We start from the raw sequence: 18,942 nt of genomic DNA, 5'->3' as shown, positions 1-18,942 counted from the left end.
TCAATCCCTCAGGGTCCGACCAGACTGGCTCTGGTCGCTCTTATCAAGCTCGGCCAAGGTCACTTTTGCCTGCGCAATCGTGGTGGCGGAGCTTGCAATCGTTGCCAGGCTGCCTTCGATAATGACATTATGGCCCTCAAGCATGGGCTGAATACGCGTGAGGGTCGTGCCTAGATCAGTGTTGTATTTGTCGAGCAGGTCGGGTCTCGTCCGGCTGATATCGAACTGCGATGCGAATATGTATTGGACGTCGCCGGATGAGGAACTCAGCTTCGACATGAACAGCAAGTTGACGAACGGGCGGCCATCCTTACGGAAATTGACGATTGGTGTGCGTATCACCGACGAGGTTGGCCGCGACAAAAAGGAGTGAATCTTCGCTCGCGCCTCTTCGTTCGAAGCGCGCTCACCGCTTGCGCCTTGCTGGAGCATGCGGCAATTCTTGCCCAAAACATCGGCGTCGTCATAGCCGGTCAGGGTTTTGAAGTGCTGATTGACGAGAACAAGGGCGTTGTCTCCTTTCGCTTCGGCAAGCGCCAGGGCAACTGTTGCGTTATCAAAAAACTCCCGGAGGGGAGGCAGAACAAGTGACTTCGGCATTATCTCATCAACTCAATGTATTGCTTATCTAATTAAGGTAGATTTCTTGTTTTGATAAGGGCAAGGCGCGAGAAAGATCACTCGCATAACGAAAACTTGGCCTCAATCATGCCTTGATGTCGATCACGACCGACGCAATTCTAATGGCTTAGACCAGACGTTCCGCGTGCCACTTCAGGTGATCGTCCATGAAGGTGGAGATGAAATAGTAAGAGTGATCGTAACGGTCGTGAAGGCGTAGCGTGAGGCCGATATCTGTTCCTTTGATGGCCTCTTCGAACAGCCATGGGCGCAGGCCGTTTTCCAGGAAGCTGTCTGCTTTCCCCTGGTCGATCAGAAACTCTGGAAAGCGCGCACCATCTTCTACCAGGGTGCAGGCATCGTAGGCACGCCAAGCGGCTTGATCTTCGCCGAGATATTTCTCGAGAGCCGGGCGCGACCAGTCCGCGGACGAGGGCGCGACGATCGGGGCAAAGGCCGAGCAGCTCTTGAAGCGGTCCGGGTTTTTCAGCGCAATCGTCATGGCGCCATGACCGCCCATCGAGTGGCCGAAAATGCCCTGTCGGCTCATATCGGCGCGGAAATGCTCACCGATCAGCGCCGGGAGTTCTTCCGTGATGTAGCTATACATCTGATAATGCTCGGCCCAGGGCGCCTCTGTGGCATCGAGGTAGAAGCCGGCGCCTTTGCCCATCTGCCAGTTGGTCAATTCGTCGGCGACGTCATTGCCGCGCGGGCTGGTATCCGGGCAGACGATGATGAGGCCGAGCTCTGCGGCGAGCCTTCGATACTCACCCTTTTCCATGACGTTGGCATGGGTGCAGGTCAGTCCGGAAAGGTACCAAAGAACGGGGCAGGGCTCGTTGATCGCCTTTGGCGGCACGAAAACGGCGAAGGTCATTTCGCATTTGCATGTTTCGGACTCATGCGCATAGACACCCTGCATGCCGCCAAAAGCCGTGTTCTGAGAAATTACCTTCATGGTCTGCATCCTTTATAAAAGCGGTATCAACCTGCCAGCGACACCGCGGCGTTGACCGCCGCTGCCACCAGCACAGTGTTGAAGAAGAACGACACGATCGAGTGGACGAGCGTGACCTTGCGCATGGCCGTTGTGGTGACGGCAACGTCGGAGGTCTGCGCCGTCATACCGATGACGACGGAGAAATAGAGGAATTCGTAAATACCGGGCGAGGCGGTATCGGGAAAGTCCATGCCGCCCTTCGGCTCCCGCTTTCCGCCATCAGCAGATGGGCGCCAGAACAGGTGGGCATAATGGACCGCGGCCATGGTGTGGATCGTGAGCCACCCCAGAATGACCGATAGAAAGGAAAGTGTCAGAGACAGCGCGGTTTCGCCGGAATGATTGAGCGCCATGAACAGCGACACCACAGCGACGACGACGGCAAACAGCGTGATGAAGATGATGGCGATCGCTGGAAGATCGTCGCGATCGGCATGAGCCTTGAGATGGGCTGCTGTCAGATAGGGAAGCCGGAGGGCGAGCAGGAAGAGGTAGGTCAGAAAAAACGCAACGGCGGCAGATTCGATGGCGAGCTTCGGTATGAGCATGAGCATTGCTGCCAACACCGCGCCCCCTAAGACGGCAGCAATTAGAAATGGCCGATGACGTGCGTAGAGACTGATCTTTGTCTGTTCTTTTGTCTTGGGTGCGATCGCCATGCTCGATTACTTCTTTATCCGGCGGCAAAGCCGGTCAAGGGTTTCCAGGAATTGCGAACGGTCACGTGGGGAGAAGGCGGCATTGTAGCCCTTGCTTTCACCCGTTTCACGCAAATGCGCGCCAAGGTCACGCATGGCGGTGGCCATGCCGATATTGGCTTGATCGAAAACGCGGCCAGTCGGACCCGTGACCATGGCGCCATTCGCCACGCAGCGACCGGCCAGGGGAATATCCGCGGTAATGACGATATCGCCTTCGCCGGCACGCTCCGCAATCCAGTCGTCAGCCGCGTCGAAACCGTTTGAGACGATGACGTTTTTCACCTTGGGATCGCGGGAGGGTCGCAGCCCTGAATTGGCGACGAAGGTAACGTCGAGATCATGCCGTTCTGCGACTTTGAGTATTTCCGGCTTTACCGGGCACGCATCGGCATCGACATAAATCTGCGGCATTGAAAAGGCTCGTCCTTTTGGATCGTTCGTCGTGCAATCGCTTGGGTGCCCATTTGAGCTTTTTTCCGCCCCTGCGCAACATGTTTGCGCTCGCCCGCGTTTCACCGGACTATCGTCTTCGATCCATTTCACATCATTCATAAACGAAAGAGATTGCCCCTCATGAGCGACATCGAGCAGTCCCCGAAGATCAACCGTCTCGTTCTGCAGCACGTCATTGCGGGCTTGAGTGACGGTCTCATTCTGGTGGAGCCGGATGGCACAATCTCGTGGGCGAACAAATCCGCGCTTGAGATGCACCGGGTCGAGACGCTCGAGCAGCTCGGCACGGACATCGCGGCTTACCGGAAGAACTTCACGCTTCGCTATCGCAACAATCATCTGCTCGACGAGGGGCAGTATCCCCTGGAGCGGCTGGTGGCCGGAGAAGAGGTTGACGATGTGACCGTTGAAATCTCGCCGGCCTCTGACCTCGACTTGACGTGGGTTCACACCATCCGGGGTCTGACGATCGAGGATTCTGGTGCGAAGCCGGATGTCACGGTTTTGATCATCCGTGACGAGACGCCGCTTTACGAGGCGGAAGAACGCTTTGAAAGAGCCTTCAACGCCAACCCGGCGCCGGGCCTGATATGCCGCATGGAGGACAAGCGCTTCATTCGCGTCAATCAGGGTTTTATGGAGATGACGGGGTTTACCCGAGAAGAGATCATCGGCCGCAGTGTTGAAGAACTTGGTCTCTTCTCCAATTGCGAAACAGGACAGGACGCGCTTGATCGGCTTGAGGACGGACGCATCATTCGCCACCGGGAAGCGTTGATTCCCATCCCGGAGGGTGACCGACTGGTGATCGTTGCTGGCGAGGTGATCGCTGTTGGCGAAGAGCCCTGCATGCTTTTCACCTTTGCCGATCTCGACGGACGCAGAAAAGCGCAGAATGCTTTGCGCCAAAGCGAGGAGCGCTTCTTCAAGTCCTTCCGCCTTTCTCCGGCGCCGACAGCGATTTCCCGGCTCGAAGACTTTGTCTTTACCGAAGTCAACGACGCGTTTCTGGAGTTGTGCGGACGCAAGGAACAGGAAGTTATCGGCAAGACAGCGAGCGAGTTGAAACTGTGGGATGACGTGAATGCACGCAGAGACGTGGAACGCCGCCTGAAGGGCAATGTGCCGATCCGCGAAGAGCCACTCAGGATGAACCTGAAGGATGGTGGCAGCGCTGAATGCGTTGTCTCTGCTGAACGCGTCGAGATCAACGACCAGCAATGTGTCATCTGGGCGCTTCAGGATGTAACGGAACGTCGCCGCTCCGAGGACGAGTTGATCGAGGCGATCGAAACCGTAATGGCGGATACGTCGTGGTTCAGCCGCACCGTTGTCGAAAGGCTGGCGGGCCTGCGACAGACATCGAGGGGAACGGCATCAACGGCGTCGCTCAGCGATCTGACCGAGCGCGAGGAAGATATTCTGACGCTGATCTGCGAAGGTTGCAGCGACAAGGAGATGAGCGACAGGCTCAACCTCTCCAAACACACCATCCGCAATCACATTGCCTCTCTCTATGGCAAGATCGGCGTCAACCGCCGTGCAGCCGCCGTCATCTGGGCCCGCGAGCGAGGCTTCAGCGGGCGCAAACTGCGCAAGGTTTGAATTTTCCTGCTGATTTTATTGAAAAAAGGCCAGTTTGTACCAGTAGGACTAGTAGTTTTCTCTCTGATGCGGACGCTTTCCTCGCTCTATCTTTTCACCATGGCGCCAATGACGGCGACATCATGATGAGAAGGAAGGAGTTCTAAAATGGATAACAACCGCATCGAAGGCGCAGTTCGCCAAGTCAAGGGCTCGATCAAGGAAGCCGTCGGCAAGATCGCCGGCAACACGCACATGCAGGCTGAAGGCCGCGCCGAAAAGGTCGCAGGCGAAGTGCAAAGCAAATACGGCGAGTCCAAGGACACCGTTCGCAAGACCTTCAAGTAAAGCCTTCGGCCAGGAGTTGATCGAGATGATAATTTCTTCCGACGAGGCACTTGCGCCCGCCGCCAACCCCCAGGACTGCAGCCTCTGCGCCGCACTTCAGGCAATCATCGCCTATGCGGATGGGCAGGAAGGCAGCCGTATCACGGTGTCCATGGAGAATGGCAGGGTCATGCTGACGGGTGAGGTGGAAACGCTTGCCTCACTCGAATGCGCGGTCTTCATCGCGGAGTGCTTTGCCTCGCGCCCGATCATCGCCGATCTCTCGATCAAACCGACCATTCAATACCTGGCGCCTCCGCGCCTGACCAAACCAAACCTCTATATCAACGACAACAGGAGTCCACTATGAAGAAGATCGTTCTTGCCACCGCAATTGCCGCTCTTGCCGTTGCACCCGTCGCCCATGCCGAAGCAAAGCGCTCGCACAAGCAGATGGAAACCGCACAAAAGGAGCGCGTCGGTACGCTGTCTTGTGAAATCGAAGGCGGTATCGGTCTGGTGATCGGTTCCAGCAAGGCGGTATCCTGCGAATTCCGTCAGCGCTCGGGCAACGTCGAACGCTACACTGGCACGATCGGCAAGATCGGCCTCGACGTTGGCGTGACCGGCAAGCAATATTTGAGCTGGATTGTCTTCAATACGGCTGAATCCCGCGTCGGCGATGGCGCGCTGAGCGGTAATTATGTCGGTGCTTCCGCCTCTGCCGCTGTTGGAGTTGGTCTCGGCGCCAATGCCCTGATTGGCGGTAACGCCAAGAACTTCGCGCTGCAGCCCTTGAGCGCCCAGGCTGGCACGGGCGTCAACCTGGCCGCCGGTATCGCTAATCTGCGGTTGAAGTCTGCCGGTTAATCCGGTTTGCCAGAAAGCCGAAAAGCGCGTTAGCGCATCACAGAATTGCGGGACGGTGGGATTTCCACCGCCCCGTTTCTGGTTGACGGAATGGCTTCACGTCACATGGTCCTTTACAAGCCGCCTGTGCCAGGCAGCCGCTGCCTCTCCTGCAAGGGTGCGCATCTCACGCAGAGCCGACTGGTCGGCTTCGTTCAGTCGGTGGCGGCGATATCGCAAGCCGCTGAGGTCGTGCAGCGCAACTTCGACATCGATGCTCGCCAATCCTGCGGCACGCTGTGCGGTGCGCACATCCAGCACAGGTCTTGCGGCCGTGACGCTTTCCAGATAGGCGCGATTTGCTTCACGACCTTTCAGGATTAACGTGTGGAGCGGCGGTCCGAAATCCGGCCAGAGAACGAGCACGGCCAGCAGTGCGGCGATGCTGCCAAGCAGGTTGTCCACCACACGCGCTGCAGCAACACCGCTTCCCGGATGCATCATATCGGTGACGATGATGAAGAGCATGGTCAGGACCACGACGAAAAGGGAATAATTGACCGCCCGCAGCGAAATCGTGACGCTGGCGAGCAGGATTGCCAGCACGCACAAGATGACGGGGTGCTGCGTGACGGAGAGCAGCGCCAGAGCCAGAAAGCCACCAAGCAGTGAACCGAAAATGCGTTCGAGCGATCGCGCCCATGTCACGCGAGCGCCGCCCTGAAGGCAGACGATCAGCGCCATTGTTGCCCAGTAGGGATAACCCAACTGAAAGATGATGGCGATGTAGTAGACGCCAATGACACCCGCAGCCTGGCGTAAGCCCAGCCGCAGCGCACCCCTTATGCGGTCCTTCCAGTTTGAAGCGATCTGGTGCGGCGGTGCTGCCAAGGCCTCGTTGGATTGCCCCGGATTCTCAAGCACGCGCAACGCGTTCTTAAGCGCCAGCACGCAGCCGATCATCAGATCGTCTGTCAGATCTTTGGCTGTCCTGTCCAGCCGCTCGATGCCACGGCGAAGGAGGTCCTTCTTACGGACATCGTCTCTCAGAGAAATGCGGACTCCGAGCAGGGCGGTGGCGAACGCGCGCGCTGTTGCCGCGCGCTCTATTGTTGGCCCCAATCTCTGGATATAGGAATGGTCCAAGGCAACGAGGGCGCCGAAGATGATCTCGGTTGCCTGGAGCGCATTGTGGTATTGACGCGCGTCTGCCGGGTGCCGAGCCAGCACCGTTCTCAATCGCTCCATCGACATGCGCACGGCGCGTCTGTGCTCGGCATGTTCACTGTGCCACTGCGCGTCTCGATGGCCGCGATCGCCGATCGAGGCCAGATCTGCGGCCATATCGAACAGCCGTGCAATGACCGCGCCCGCGTTGCGGTCGAGCGAGGCCCTTGGATCGATGCGCCAGACCAGATTGATGAGCAGAAAGGCCCAGCTTCCCCCAGCCAGGAATGTCAGCGACTGCGCTGCAGCGGCGGGAGCCGGGTGCGGAAAGCCAACGGCAACAACGGCGACCACAGCGAGCAGTGTACCCAGCAAACCGTCGAGCGAAAAGGCAGCACCAGCCAATATGGCGACGAAGACGAGGGCAGGGCCGACGGCGAGAGCAGCTTCCATCCCCGCTGCAGCGCCCCAGGATCCGGCAAAGGCGAGGACGGTGCCGATAAGGACGAAAAGTCCAAGGGTGCGGCGGCGCATGGCATGAGGACCTGGTCCGTCGCAAAGGCATGTCCAGAACGCAGCGAAAACCGCCCAGCCGAGTGCGGGCTGACCGGTTGTCAGCGCGATGATCAACGGCGCTCCGACGGCGAGTGCTGCGCGCGCACCTTCTTCGCCGCTGAATTGCTCGGGGAGCAGGCCGACGGCACGCAATTCCAGCCGGCGGGCGGCCCGTCGAAGATGAGGTAGCGCCCATCTGCCTTTCAACCGGATATTACCGCGGCGTCTCTGCTGTTCAGCGTCGGCCATAACGCATCCAGATAATCTGTTCCGCGATGGCATGCAGCGCTGCACCGACAGCGCTCCCCAGCAAAACCTCCGCGCCTCGATACATGCCGACTTCCCAAAGAGGCGTCTGCGCCGTGGTTGTCAGAAAAACGATGGGACAGGTCCACATGCAAACCTTCAAGGATGGATAGCGTCGGACGATGACGGCTGAGAGCGCGACGGCAATGGCAATTTCCGCTACAGGACCGATGCCAAAGCCTTGCGCCGCCGTTCCGATGACAACGGCAATGATCACGCCGAGCAGCGTGCCGGCAAACCGCCCGATGGTAGCCTGGCGCGTATCGCCAAGCTTTTCCTGACCAACGATGATACCGGACATCGCAGCCCAGACGGGATGAGGAAGCCCGGCCGCCTCCGCCAGAATATAGGACAGCGTCGCGGCCCCCGAGCAGCGCAGGACAAAAGCCAGGTCGCGGACGCGTGTCTCGTTCACCGTCGTCTCCCTTACCTCAGCAGATTGGTACGTGCGAGTTCGACCACCTCATCGCCGCGGCCGCTGATGATGGCCTTCAGCATGTAGAGGCTGAAGCCCTTGGCCTGTTCGGCCTTGATCTTCGGCGGCATGACGAGTTCCTGTTTCGCGGTCACGACATCCACCAGCACGGGGCCTGGATGGGCAAAGGCGGAACTCAAAGCCCAGTCGACATCAACGGATTCTTCGACCCGGATGCCCTTGATGCCCATGGCGTTGGCCATGGCGGCAAAATTCGGGTTTTCGAGGTCCGTGCCGGTATCGATATAGCCGGCCGCTTTCATTTCCATTGCCACGAAGCCGAGCGAGCCATTGTTGAAGACGACGATTTTGACCGGTAGATTGAGTTGCGCCAGCGTGATGAAGTCGCCCATCATCATGGTGAAGCCGCCGTCACCTGAGAGTGACACGACCTGCCGGTCGGGGGCTGCAGCCTGGGCGCCGATGGCCTGAAGCATGGCATTTGCCATCGAGCCGTGGTTGAAGGAGCCCAGCAGACGCCGCTTGCCATTCATCGCCAGATAGCGTGCCGCCCAGACGGTGGGGGTACCGACATCGGCGGTAAAGATCGCGTCTTCTGCCGCAAGTTCGCTGATTCGTTGTGCCAGATATTGCGGATGGATCGGTTGGCCGGCCCCAGAGGGTTTCGCCAGATCATCCAGTCCTTCGCGCGCCTTGAGATAATTGGCGCGGGCAGCGTCGAGAAAATGCGCGTCGCTGCGAGGCTTCAAGTGCGGCATAAGAGCTGAGATTGTCTCGCCAACGTCGCCGACCAGGCCTTGCGTCAGCGTGGCGCGCTTTCCCAGCGCGCCCGCATCGCGGTCGATCTGAATGATCCGCGCCTTCGTCGGATAGAAGGCGCGATAGGGGAAATCGGTGCCGAGCATCACCAGCGTGTCGGCATTTTCCATGGCGTGATAACCGGACGAGAAGCCGATCAGACCTGTCATGCCAACATCGAAGGGGTTGTCCCATTCGACATGTTCCTTGCCACGCAGCGCATGAACCACCGGGGCTTTCAGTGCCTCTGCCAAAGCCACAACGGCATCGTGATGGCCAGCGCAGCCACTGCCCGCGAGAATGGTGATGGCCTTGCCCTCATTCAGCAGATTGGCAAGGCGGCTGATTTCCTCCTCGCGTGGGAGGATGCGAGGCAGGGCCGGAACGGCCTGAGGCGGGACTGTCGAAACGGGCGCATTGGCGAGAGCGACATCGCCCGGAATGACAAGCACGGCAACGCCGTTCTGGCCGATTGCCGTATTCAGCGCGCGGTTGAGGACGCCCGGCATCTGTGCGGGATTGGAGACGAGCTCGACAAAATCCGCGCATTCGCGAAACAGTTCCTGCGGATGGGTTTCCTGAAAATAGCCGAGACCAATTTCGGAGGAGGGGATGTGAGCCGCGATCGCCAGTACCGGAACGTGATTGCGCTTGCAGTCGAACAGGCCATTGATCAAATGCAGGTTGCCCGGGCCGCAACTGCCGGCGCAGACGGCCAACTTGCCGGTGACTGCCGCTTCGGCGCCCGCTGCAAAGGCAGCGGTCTCTTCATGACGCACATGCATCCATTCTATTTTTCCAAGCCGCCTCAGGCTGTCGTTCAGCCCGTTGAGGCTATCGCCAGTGACGCCCCAGATGCGTTCGACACCGATATCGGCGAGGGTTTCTGCCAGTAGATCAGCGACGGTCATGGTCATGGATATCTCCTTCTCTGCTTTGCATCGGTGTCTGCCTTGAAAGCTGGGAGCATTTCGATCTAATTTCCAATATATAAACAGAGGCTTTTTCATATATGATATTGGATGACATCGATATTCGGCGGCTTCGCTATTTCCTTGTCGTGGCGGAGCAAAAGCATTTCACCCGAGCCGCAGAGAAGATTGGCATTCGCCAGCCGCCACTCAGCATGCAGATCCGTCAGCTTGAGGAAACGGTGGGTGCACAGCTTTTCACTCGACATGCCAAGGGCGTGGAGTTGACGGCGGCGGGGAGGGTATTTCAGGAGACTGCGCTGGATATTGTCGCGCGCTTCGAGGACGCACTCACTCAGGTGCGGCGCCACGCGGCCGGCCAAACGGGACGCCTCCGTCTAGGCTTTGCCGGCGCCACCTATTTTCATCCGGCAATTCCGCTCATCATTCGCGCCTATCGTTCAGCCTATCCAGATGTTGTGCTGTCGCCGGAGCAGAGCAATACGCCCGCTCTTCTTGCGGGCCTGCGGGAAGGGAGGCTGGATGTGGCCTTCATCCGCCCGCCGGTTCTTGAAGATGGGTTGCTCTCCGTTCGCGCCTGTCTGGATGAAGACATGGTGATCGCGCTGCCCGCCGATCATGCTTTGCGTGACCATGACGCGGTGCCGCTCGACGCCATTGCCGGTGAGAATCTGATTCTCTTTCCCCGAGACATCGGACCTGGCCTCTATGACAGCATCGTCTCCGCCTGCAACGAGGCAGGCGTCAGCCCCAAGCTCGGCCAGGAGGCGTCGCAGATCGTTTCCATCATCCCTCTGGTTGCCGCAGGCTTTGGCGTTTCGATCGTGCCGCGCTCGGTTGGTTCGATCCGGAATGAAGGCGCCGTCTACCGCCCGATCGCCGGGCAATCACCGCGCGCACCGATCGCCATCGCGACGAGAACCGATGACCATGCGAGACTTGTGACATCTTTTATGATGAGCGCAATTCAGACCGCGCGGCGTACTGCCCCGGCCGATTCCGCCAGCGCAACCGGATAAGGTGAAACCGGTCAAGTGGCTTGTCGCGGTTGTTTAGTTATCTCTGATAAACTATTGATGCCGCGCTTGTGATCAGAAACTGCGCAAAGGCCATCATGACAATCCCCGACATCAAGCTTCCTCCGCGCCCTTTGAAACTAAAGCGTGGCGTGTTGTCCGTACCATTCGCCTACTACTTCTCTCCGCTGATTCTGCTGGCACTCGCCGTCTTCATGCTGTGGGCTGAAGGACCTGGAATCATCCGGGACTATAAGATTAGCCAGAACCCGGTGGAGATCGAGGACGGCGATCTCAACGGCAGCTGCAAAACTCGGAAGGCTGTCTTCACCACCTGCAACGCCAAGCTCGCCTACGATTATCAGGGCAAGCACTATAACAGCGACGTTGAGGTGATGTTCATCGATATGCACTCCGGAGACTATGAGGCAGGTCTTTTCATCTCGGGCTCTGATCCGCAGCTTGCGACCATCTCGCTCGGTCTCGACATGCTGTGGAACCGGATTATCACCCTGGCAATCCTTTTTGTTCTTCTCGGCTTCGGCGGGATCGCCCTGCTTTTTGCACTCGTTCGATTTTTCCGGGCAAAGGCCAAGCTCAGCGAAGCTCAGCCACTGACCCTGTTGCCTGTCGCTCTCACGAATGTCACGAAAAAACGCGGTGGCGTTTTCCTCACCTATTCGGACACGATCCGCGACAACAAGACGAAGCGGCAGTCCTTCTCGCTGATGGGCAGGGATGAGGTTCCATTCATCATCGGACAATCCGAAAAACACGATATCGCGCTTGCAGCCTGGCAGAAGAACAGCCCACTGCCCGTCCTTCTGGACGATCGTCTGGAGCGGATCGAATTGACCGACGCGGAGAGGGCACAGGCGCTGTCAGCTGTCGCTGCCAATACAGCGGTGTCGGAAGTCACGCGGACGACAGGAACCCAGCCTCAAAAATCCGCTGGCGCTTCCGCCCTGCAAGGCCTTAAGGCATTCGGTATCATCATCCTGCTGATGATCGTCGGACTCGGAGGCTACTGGCTCTGGTATGTTACCGCCGCGCCGTCACAATTCACGTCACCGGCCATGGACATTAACAACCTCATGCCGGGTCCAATTAACAAGTGGGGATGCGCCCAATTGCAAAAACGCTTCGGCGATCAAAACGCACCATTTGGCTGCACGGCTGGAGATTATCGAAGCTGGAAGTAAGCCACCTCGATGAGCCGGAACTGTCATCGGTTTTCGGCTCATTTTGCCGCTCATCTTTAGCGGCGGACGTCGAGGTGTGCGACGGATGAAACACCTAAATCTGGGGGCGAATTGCGGGTAGGCTCCAAGCTTGTGGGGCACGACCGGAGATGTGGTCCTTGCCATCACTTGAGGAGGCTCCGGATGCCGCCGACTGCTTAGTCTGGTCGCCTCACGAAGGGACTACTCTACTCCAATAGTTGAATAGCGATCGTGTCCCTGGCCGTCTGGTGTTTGCAACTTAGCGAAACGCTTTACCGGCGCCGATGTCCAAAGGCTTTTATTCTGCTGAGACGTTTGAAACCGCAACAGTTTCTACAGTTTACCTGACGATGACGCGATACTCTTGAGTGCCGCCATAGACCGGTGGGCGGTAGCGGTAGTCACGGCGCGGGCCGCGGCGATCACGCCAATCGCGGCGGTCGTAGTTGCGGTAGTATCGATCCCTTTCATAGGATCGGTCGTAAACGCCCGCCGAATAGTAGCCGCCACTGCGGTAACCGCGGTCATCCACGCATCCACTCAGAATTCCGACGGAAACGAGGCAGATCGCTGCGCTTAAAAGCTTCATGATTTCTCTCCCAATGCCGGACATTAACATATGCCGATGCACAAGGTTCCACCGCGCTTGAAGGCGGGCATTCGAGACCACGACGAAGAACGGTTCGGATCACCAACTTTCAACACAAGCCAAGGCGTCGCTACGCCAGGATGTGGAGCCTAGCCGCTGCGAAAGCACCGATCAGAAGACAGCGGACGCCAAACCCGTTGCGTGGGTGATACAGCAAGTATTTGATTTTTCTGAAAATGGCGGATGGGGTGGGATTCGAACCCACGGTACGGTCTCCCGCACGCCGGTTTTCAAGACCGGTTCCTTAAACCACTCGGACACCCATCCTCGCCTGCCGCGGGTTTATAAACATTTGGGCCAGCGCGTCAATTGCCTCAAAAGCCTTATTTACCAGTCGCTCTCATCAGTTCAGATTTAACCATTGCTTAACCACGTTGATTACAATTTTAGCTTTCCGGATCATATCGTTCGCATTTTCGCCATGTTGCGGGCAAGATTAGGCATCCGTTAAGTGCTTCGATGTGATGGGCGTGATCATCGAGGTGTGAGAGGGGCCGTGCACAGGCGCGGTCTAAAGCAGCACGGGGCAAGAATTTGAAGTCTACCGTTACGAAGCTTGGCGTCAGCGTCAAATGGGTCGGCATTGCCGTTCTCTGCGCCGCGACCGCATCATGTTCGACGACGTCGGAAACAAAAACGAAGCCGAAGCGCAGCAAGGAATATTTCGCCGAGTCGGAATATGGCGTGAAGGCAAGTCCGCGTATCGCAGAAGGTGCCAACGTCCCCAAGGGCGGTGGCCGGTTCCTCGTCGGTAACGCCTACACGGTCAAGGGCCGTCGGTACTTCCCGAAGGAAGATCCGGGCTACGACAAGTCAGGCCTGGCATCCTGGTATGGTTCCGCCTTTCATGGCCGCATGACGGCCAATGGCGAAGCCTACGACAAAGAACATCTTTCTGCCGCCCATCCGACGTTCCCGCTTCCAAGCTACGCCCGCGTGACCAACCTCGAAAACGGCTCCTCTGTCGTCGTGCGCGTCAACGATCGCGGCCCGTTCCATGAGGGTCGCCTGATCGACGTCTCCAGCAAGACAGCCGATCTGCTCGACATGAAGGGTACGGGCACTGCCAAGGTTCGCGTGCAGTATGTCGGTCGCGCACCGCTTGACGGTCACGACATGCCATTCCTCATGGCGTCCTACATTCCCAAAGGATCGCGTTCTCCGGGCGTCAATCCTGAAGGTCAGATTGCAAGCGGTGTGATGGTTGCCTCTGCATCGAAAAGCAATATTCCGATTCCATCCAACCCTGCTTACGGTGGCTCGGCGCAGACCGCGCTGGTTGGCACGAAGAAGAACAATGCGCTCCAGGCCATGCCGCTGGTTGAGGGTCCCGCTCCGGCTTCCTTTGGAGGGCAGGGCAACGTTCAGTTCATCGCGCTTCCAGAGATCGGTCCGTTTATCAACGAGCGTCCTGAAGGCAACTTCCTGCGCGTTCCAGGCCCATCGCCGCGCTACGCTTCCGCCTATTCCGAAGCAGCGCCAGCATCCAAGGCTGCTCACGTTTTCGACGCCGTTCTTGTCGAGCGTGGCGAGCTGACGGAACAGTCCATTCTGAACTACGTAAAGAACAAGCAGAACAAGGCCCGTTGAGCTTTGCCTCGGCGGCCTTGTGGCCCATAATCGCTGTGTCTGAGGACGATTCCATTTTATGGATCGTCCGGCGGGCGTGAAGCAGCAAAACAGACGGCGGGCCGGCGTTTCATGGTGACTTTGATACCGAAAATCTTCCGGCGTCTCAGCCTCGTTGCGCTGGCGCTTGCCTGCAGCATAGGCACTGCGTTTTCCCAATCCGGTGGTCTCGCGGTCAAAGCGCAGCAGGCCTATATGATCGATGCCGAGACGGGCACAGTCCTGCTATCGCTGAATGAGAACACCCAATTTCCACCTGCCTCTCTTGCCAAGCTGATGACGGTTGAAACCGTTCTGGATGCGCTGAAGAATGAGCGCGTCACGCCGGAGACGGCTTATCCTGTCTCGGAATATGCCTGGCGAACGGGTGGTGCTCCGTCCCGAACGTCAACCATGTTTGCAGCACTGAAATCCTCCGTCAGCATCAATGATCTTCTGACAGGCATCGTGGTTCAAAATGCCAATGATGGCTGCATCATTCTGGCGGAAGGCATGACTGGCTCCGACGCGGCCTTCGCCAAGACGATGACGGAGCGGGCGAAAGCGCTTGGTCTGACGGGAAGCGTCTTTGCCAATTCCACTGGTCTTCCCGACCCGGCCAACAAGACGACCGCCAAGGACATGGTGACGCTGGCCAAGCATATGCGCGATACCTATCCGGATCGCTACAGCCTGTTCACCAAGCCGGATTTCGAGTGGAACCGCATCTTTCAACGCAACAAGAATACGCTTCTTGCCCCTGATCTCGGCATCGATGGTCTTGGGCTCGGCTTTGCCGAGGGCCATGGCTATTCCGCTGTCATCTCCGCCGAACGAGACGGTCGCCGTATCTACCTGACGCTTGCCGGGATGGAAGACGACAAGACGCGGCAGGAAGAAGCCCGTCGCGTCGTCGAGTGGGGACTGACGGCGTTTCAAAAGCGCGAGCTGTTTCAAAAGAACGAGACCGTTGGCAGCGTCAGCGTCTATGGCGGCGCGGCTTCGGCCATCGATCTTGCGGTGCATGAGACGGTAAGCGTGCTCGTGCCGCTCAACAACCCTGATCGGTTATCGGGGCGGATCGTCTACAACTGGCCGCTCAACGCGCCGCTTGAGCCGGGTTTCAACGCTGCTACGCTTCGCATCTTCTCCGGTGAGCGATTGTTGCGGGAAGTGCCGCTTTATACGACGGCGGCCGTTGCACCCGGCACGCTGACCCAGAATGCGGCAGGCGCCCTGAAAGAACTGCTGTTTTTCTGGCTCTGAAAAAGCCCGCGGTACGCCTGAAAAGGATGCGCAGCGTCGCCGAAGCCGTTTCGCGCCGCGGCGATATCGTCTAATAAGAAGCAAAGCTGAGACTATCAGGAAAAGACATTGCCCCAAAAAGGACTGTTCATAAGCTTTGAAGGCGGCGAGGGCGCTGGCAAGTCCACGCAGATCCGTATTCTGGCGGAAACCCTGCGCAGCCGCGGGTTGGAAGTTGTCGTGACACGGGAGCCCGGCGGTTCGCCAGGGGCAGAAGCCATTCGTCACGTGCTGCTCTCCGGGGCTGCGGAAGCATTTGGCGTGCGCATGGAAGCGATGCTGTTTGCCGCAGCACGAAACGACCATGTCGAAGAGGTGATCCGTCCGGCACTCGAGAGCGGCGCGGTGGTTCTGTGCGATCGCTTTCTCGATTCGTCACGCGTTTATCAGGGAACGACTGGAAACCTGGAGCCGGATTTTATCGAGACGCTGCAACGTATTGCGGTGGACGGCACCATGCCTGATCTCACGCTGATCTTCGATATTCCGGCTGTGGATGGTTTGGCGCGGGCACGCAAGCGCGCCGATGATGGCGCAACGCCTGATCGTTTCGAGAAGGAAGAGCTGGAAACGCATGAAAAGCGGCGCGAAGCTTATCTTGACATTGCGCTGAACGAGCCACGGCGTTGCCGGATCGTGGATGCCAAGCAGCCGCAAGAGAGGGTGACGGAAGACGTTCTGTCCATGGTCGAGCCGTTGCTGGAGCGTTTTGATCATCTTCCGGATGTGGCGCAATGAGTGAGACGCCAGGCGTTCTCGATGGTGCCATTGCCCCTCAGGACAATACGCGCCTTTTCGGTCATGAAGAGGCGGAGCAATTTCTAGCGCAGTCCTATCGCTCCGGCAAAGGGCACCATGCCGTTCTGATCGAAGGGCCGGAAGGGATCGGCAAGGCGACGCTCGCCTTTCGCTTCGCCAATCATGTTCTCACCCATCCCGATCCGACGGAGGCGCCCGACCAGATTGCCGATCCTGAGCCATCGTCTTTCGTCAGCCGCCAGATTTCATCGGGCGCATCGCACAATCTCCTGCACCTGACTCGGCCAGTCGATGAAAAAACCGGAAAGACGAAGTCTGCCATCACCGTGGATGAGGTGAGGCGGGCAGGGCACTTCTTCTCGCAAACGTCGGGCACTGGCAACTGGCGGATCGTGATCATCGACCCGGCGGATGACCTCAACCGCAACGCTGCCAATGCGATCCTGAAAATCCTGGAGGAGCCGCCGAAACGGGCAATGTTCCTGGTGCTGTCCCATGCGCCCGGCAAGCTTCTGCCAACCATACGATCGCGCTGCATGCCCCTGCGTCTCCAGCCTTTGGCTGACAGCGCCATGGAGCGTGCACTTGATAATCTGGGGCTGAGTGTCGCAGGCGAGAAGCGCGAGGCGTTGCTACAAGCCTCCAAAGGCAGCGTCGCGCAAGCGCTGAAGCTCGTCAATTATGGCGGCTCCGATATCGTCGACGTCTTCAACGCCGTGATGAGTGCGGAAGGGCCTTCGGCACGCAAGCAGATGCACAAGCTGGCCGATGCTTTGGCGCAGAAGGATGGCGATATCATTCTCGGATTTTTCATGGAGCACGCGACCGAAGAGCTGATGCACCGCGCCAAAGCCGCGGCCGTCGCCGGTGATCTGAGGGGCGCCGAGCGCCAGGCGCGCCTGTCATCGTCGCTCTCCGAGCGTATTACGATTGCGCAGGCCTATAATCTCGACAAGAAGCAGATGGTGCTTTCCATTCTGGAAGACATGCGCTCGGTTTGATCGTACGAAATGTACGGCTTTTGCTTTCGCTTGTGCGAACAATAGGCTAAAGCGGTCTAACTCAAAAATCAGACCGTAAAGCCGATCGAGCGTCATGACAGACAAGACCCCTTTTTACATCACCACCGCGATTTCCTACCCAAACGGCAAGCCGCATATCGGCCATGCCTATGAGCTGATCGCGACGGATGCCATGGCGCGGTTTCAGCGTCTGGATGGGCGGGATGTGTTCTTTCTGACGGGCACCGACGAGCACGGGCAGAAGATGCAGCAGACGGCGCGTGCGGAAGGCATTTCGCCGGAAGAACTGGCGCAGCGCAATTCCGATCAGTTTCGCGAGATGGGCAAGCTGCTGAATGCCTCCAACGACGATTTCATCCGTACCACGGAAGAGCGTCACCACGAGACGTCGCGCAACATCTGGAACCTGATGTCAAATGCCGGTGACATCTACAAGGATAGCTACGCCGGATGGTACTCGGTCCGCGATGAGGCCTATTACGCCGAGGACGAAACCGAGGTGCGCGCCGATGGCGTTCGCTATGGGCCGCAAGGCACGCCGGTGGAGTGGGTGGAGGAGGAAAGCTACTTCTTCAAGCTCTCAGAATATCAAGACAAGCTTTTGAAGCACTATGAGGAGAATCCCGATTTCATTGGTCCGGCCGAGCGCCGCAATGAAATCATCTCCTTCGTCAAATCGGGTCTGAAGGATCTTTCCGTTTCGCGCACGACCTTCGACTGGGGCATCAAGGTGCCGAACGATCCGAAGCATGTGATGTATGTGTGGGTAGATGCGCTGACCAACTACATTACTGCGACAGGCTATATTGAAGACAAAAATGGCCCGCGGGCAAAATACTGGCCGGCTGATGTGCATATCATCGGCAAGGACATTATCCGTTTCCACGCCGTCTACTGGCCAGCTTTCCTGATGAGCGCGGGGCTGCCGCTGCCAAAGCGCGTCTATGCTCATGGCTTCCTGCTCAACAAGGGCGAGAAGATGTCGAAGTCTCTCGGCAATGTGGTCGATCCGGTCAATCTGGTGAACCATTTCGGGCTTGATCAGGTACGCTATTTCTTCCTGCGCGAAGTCTCATTCGGCCAGGATGGCAGCTACAGCGAGGAGGGTATTGCGACCCGTATCAACGCCGATCTCGCCAACGGTATTGGCAACCTCGCCAGCCGTTCGCTCTCCATGATCGTCAAGAACTGCGATGGGCAAATCCCTACACCCGGTCCCTACACCGATGAAGACAAGGCCATGCTTGCTGCGGCCGATGCGCTTTTGGCGAGCTGCCGCGACGAGATGAACAAGCAGATGATCCACAAGGCGCTGGCCTCGATCATCGCTGTCGTTTCCGAAACGGACCGCTATTTCGCCAGCCAGGAACCATGGGCGCTAAAGAAGACCGATCCGGAGCGGATGGGCACCGTGCTTTATGTGACGGCGGAAGTCGTGCGCCAGATCGGCATTTTGCTGCAGCCCTTCATGCCGGCCTCCTGCGAGAAGCTTCTCGATCTCGTGGCTTCACCTGCCGACAAGCGGGATTTTGCGGCGCTTGGAGAAGCTGGTCGTCTGGTGCCCGGTACGCCGCTTGAGGCGCCAAAGCCGGTCTTCCCGCGTTATGTGGCGCCGGAGGCGTGAAGCA

General features: G+C 58.2%; 19 protein-coding genes and 1 tRNA gene. 11 read left to right on the top strand and 9 right to left on the bottom strand.

The features are described 5' to 3' along the window. The 4 genes from ACTJKV_RS10780 to ACTJKV_RS10765 form a co-directional block, all read right to left on the bottom strand. Positions 1-600, bottom strand: coding sequence for a PAS domain-containing protein (locus tag ACTJKV_RS10780; RefSeq protein ID WP_112358322.1), 600 nt, complete (start codon positions 598-600; stop codon positions 1-3). Between the two features lie 148 nt (positions 601-748). Next, positions 749-1,582, bottom strand: a complete 834-nt coding sequence (gene fghA, locus ACTJKV_RS10775) for an S-formylglutathione hydrolase (protein ID WP_113274022.1) — start codon at positions 1,580-1,582, stop codon at positions 749-751. A 26-nt stretch (positions 1,583-1,608) separates the two neighbouring features. Further along, positions 1,609-2,283, bottom strand: a complete 675-nt coding sequence (locus tag ACTJKV_RS10770; RefSeq protein WP_111850739.1) for a DUF1345 domain-containing protein — start codon at positions 2,281-2,283, stop codon at positions 1,609-1,611. A gap of 6 nt (positions 2,284-2,289) precedes the next feature. Continuing rightward, on the bottom strand, positions 2,290-2,736 hold the full coding sequence (locus tag ACTJKV_RS10765) for a YaiI/YqxD family protein (RefSeq protein ID WP_112358323.1): 447 nt from the start codon (positions 2,734-2,736) through the stop codon (positions 2,290-2,292). Between the two features lie 162 nt (positions 2,737-2,898). On the opposite strand from ACTJKV_RS10765, the gene ACTJKV_RS10760 reads away from it, so the two are divergent. From ACTJKV_RS10760 to ACTJKV_RS10745, 4 genes are all read left to right on the top strand, one after another. Further along, positions 2,899-4,383, top strand: a complete 1,485-nt coding sequence (locus ACTJKV_RS10760) for a helix-turn-helix transcriptional regulator (protein WP_062427340.1) — start codon at positions 2,899-2,901, stop codon at positions 4,381-4,383. Between the two features lie 147 nt (positions 4,384-4,530). Then, positions 4,531-4,710 (top strand): CsbD family protein, encoded by a 180-nt coding sequence (locus ACTJKV_RS10755; protein ID WP_062427339.1) that lies wholly within the window; start codon positions 4,531-4,533, stop codon positions 4,708-4,710. A 25-nt stretch (positions 4,711-4,735) separates the two neighbouring features. Beyond that, positions 4,736-5,059 (top strand): BON domain-containing protein, encoded by a 324-nt coding sequence (locus tag ACTJKV_RS10750; RefSeq protein WP_440598644.1) that lies wholly within the window; start codon positions 4,736-4,738, stop codon positions 5,057-5,059. Next, entirely contained in the window at positions 5,056-5,559 is a 504-nt protein-coding gene (locus ACTJKV_RS10745; protein ID WP_116493749.1) for a DUF992 domain-containing protein, read from the top strand. The genes ACTJKV_RS10750 and ACTJKV_RS10745 overlap by 4 nt, the downstream gene beginning before the upstream one ends. Positions 5,560-5,655: 96 nt before the next feature. Here the strand turns inward: ACTJKV_RS10745 and ACTJKV_RS10740 are convergent, their stop codons facing one another. The 3 genes from ACTJKV_RS10740 to poxB are packed head-to-tail and all read right to left on the bottom strand — an operon-like array spanning position 5,656 to position 9,717. Continuing rightward, a complete protein-coding gene (locus tag ACTJKV_RS10740; RefSeq protein ID WP_440598643.1) occupies positions 5,656-7,509 on the bottom strand; it encodes an FUSC family protein in 1,854 nt (617 codons plus the stop codon). Next, entirely contained in the window at positions 7,496-7,981 is a 486-nt protein-coding gene (locus tag ACTJKV_RS10735; protein ID WP_440598642.1) for an FUSC family protein, read from the bottom strand. The genes ACTJKV_RS10740 and ACTJKV_RS10735 overlap by 14 nt, the downstream gene beginning before the upstream one ends. An 11-nt stretch (positions 7,982-7,992) precedes the next feature. Next, on the bottom strand, positions 7,993-9,717 hold the full coding sequence (gene poxB, locus ACTJKV_RS10730) for a ubiquinone-dependent pyruvate dehydrogenase (RefSeq protein ID WP_274102400.1): 1,725 nt from the start codon (positions 9,715-9,717) through the stop codon (positions 7,993-7,995). Positions 9,718-9,812: 95 nt separating this feature from the next. Here poxB and ACTJKV_RS10725 point away from each other — a divergent pair, with 95 nt between their 5' ends. Both ACTJKV_RS10725 and ACTJKV_RS10720 read left to right on the top strand, forming a co-directional pair. Continuing rightward, the gene (locus ACTJKV_RS10725) at positions 9,813-10,751 is read left to right on the top strand and encodes a LysR family transcriptional regulator (RefSeq protein WP_274102399.1); all 939 of its coding nucleotides are present in this window, start codon (positions 9,813-9,815) and stop codon (positions 10,749-10,751) included. Between the two features lie 95 nt (positions 10,752-10,846). Next, entirely contained in the window at positions 10,847-11,950 is a 1,104-nt protein-coding gene (locus ACTJKV_RS10720) for a hypothetical protein (protein WP_274102398.1), read from the top strand. Between the two features lie 361 nt (positions 11,951-12,311). Here ACTJKV_RS10720 and ACTJKV_RS10715 read toward each other — a convergent pair whose 3' ends face one another. Together ACTJKV_RS10715 and ACTJKV_RS10710 are read right to left on the bottom strand one after the other, a co-directional pair. After that, positions 12,312-12,560, bottom strand: coding sequence for a hypothetical protein (locus ACTJKV_RS10715; protein ID WP_062425214.1), 249 nt, complete (start codon positions 12,558-12,560; stop codon positions 12,312-12,314). 237 nt (positions 12,561-12,797) lie between these two features. After that, positions 12,798-12,887: transfer RNA gene (locus ACTJKV_RS10710), tRNA-Ser, on the bottom strand. Positions 12,888-13,154: 267 nt separating this feature from the next. Here ACTJKV_RS10710 and ACTJKV_RS10705 point away from each other — a divergent pair. From ACTJKV_RS10705 to metG, 5 genes are all read left to right on the top strand, one after another. Further along, a complete protein-coding gene (locus ACTJKV_RS10705) occupies positions 13,155-14,210 on the top strand; it encodes a septal ring lytic transglycosylase RlpA family protein (RefSeq protein WP_113265787.1) in 1,056 nt (351 codons plus the stop codon). 111 nt (positions 14,211-14,321) lie between these two features. Then, positions 14,322-15,494 carry a D-alanyl-D-alanine carboxypeptidase family protein gene (locus ACTJKV_RS10700; RefSeq protein ID WP_274102396.1) on the top strand — a complete coding sequence of 391 codons (1,173 nt, stop codon included), beginning with the start codon at positions 14,322-14,324 and terminating at the stop codon, positions 15,492-15,494. Positions 15,495-15,602: 108 nt separating this feature from the next. Then, a complete protein-coding gene (gene tmk, locus ACTJKV_RS10695) occupies positions 15,603-16,271 on the top strand; it encodes a dTMP kinase (protein WP_113227480.1) in 669 nt (222 codons plus the stop codon). Continuing rightward, the gene (locus tag ACTJKV_RS10690; RefSeq protein ID WP_274102395.1) at positions 16,268-17,293 is read left to right on the top strand and encodes a DNA polymerase III subunit delta'; all 1,026 of its coding nucleotides are present in this window, start codon (positions 16,268-16,270) and stop codon (positions 17,291-17,293) included. Before tmk ends, ACTJKV_RS10690 begins: the two co-directional genes overlap by 4 nt. 94 nt (positions 17,294-17,387) lie before the next feature. Beyond that, positions 17,388-18,938, top strand: a complete 1,551-nt coding sequence (gene metG, locus ACTJKV_RS10685) for a methionine--tRNA ligase (protein WP_274102394.1) — start codon at positions 17,388-17,390, stop codon at positions 18,936-18,938. Positions 18,939-18,942: the final 4 nt, after the last annotated feature.

Source organism: Agrobacterium sp. 22117, from assembly GCF_052045735.1.
Taxonomy (GTDB): Bacteria; Pseudomonadota; Alphaproteobacteria; order Rhizobiales; family Rhizobiaceae; genus Agrobacterium; species Agrobacterium cavarae.
The sequence above is the reverse complement of the archived record's forward strand: the minus strand, read 5'-3'. Positions and strand labels throughout refer to the sequence as shown.